We start from the raw sequence: 796 nt of genomic DNA, 5'->3' as shown, positions 1-796 counted from the left end.
GCCTTATATAGTCATATATTAGTCATAGCGAAGTGCCAGACTTTCAATATCGATTAATTTACAAGAGTTAAACAAGTAACCTTGTACACCCCATACCTCTAAACGTCTAGCTAGTTCAAGTTGTTCATCTGTCTCTACGCCCTCAAAGACGATTTTATTACATTTATTTTTATAGAGTATCAAACCTTTGAATGGCTGTTCTTTCTTGGCTTCCCGCCAGAAGTATTCACGATCAATCTTAATCAATTCATACTGAGAAGCATCAACCATGCTTATATCACAATATCCTGCTCCCAAATCATCCAGCCATACCTTACCAAATCTAGTACATAGTGCTTCTATTAGTTTAGTACGGGTGTGTAGTTCACATGTTGCTAGACTCTCTGAAATTTCAAGCCGCACATAATTCATACCCTTTAATAGGCAATCTTCTTCAGGTGTGCGATTGATACATTCAATCATATCCCTGTTAACATTAAGACTACACAACAGATTGTTCTTTGTGAAGAAATCATTTTTTTCTTTGATAGCAGTGACTTGCTCTCTGAGTAACAAACATCTTTCTTCATTGCTCATGCTCTGAATGACAGTATCCGGCGGGTAAAACTTACCATACTGATCTTGGAAGCGAGTTAATATTTCAACCCCTCTTAACCTCATTGAAACTGGGTCTACTAATGGCTCCACTATGAAAAACTGCTTCATATCAATCACTTCCCCGTCTTGAAGTATTGTAAGTAATCTAAATGAGAATAAGTTAATAAATTTTATTAGTTAGCGAGCTATACCTATAAAC

1 protein-coding gene is annotated in these 796 nt (G+C 36.3%); it reads right to left on the bottom strand.

What is annotated here, in order from left to right; translation table 11 throughout:
- Nucleotides 1-18: 18 nt before the first annotated feature.
- Nucleotides 19-705, bottom strand: coding sequence for an EAL domain-containing protein (locus INF68_RS22735; RefSeq protein ID WP_023310818.1), 687 nt, complete (start codon nt 703-705; stop codon nt 19-21).
- Nucleotides 706-796 lie beyond the last annotated feature (91 nt).

The organism is Enterobacter cloacae complex sp. P16RS2, from assembly GCF_014982155.1.
Lineage (GTDB): Bacteria > Pseudomonadota > Gammaproteobacteria > Enterobacterales > Enterobacteriaceae > Enterobacter > Enterobacter cloacae_M.
This window is presented reverse-complemented; position numbering and strand designations above follow the sequence as displayed.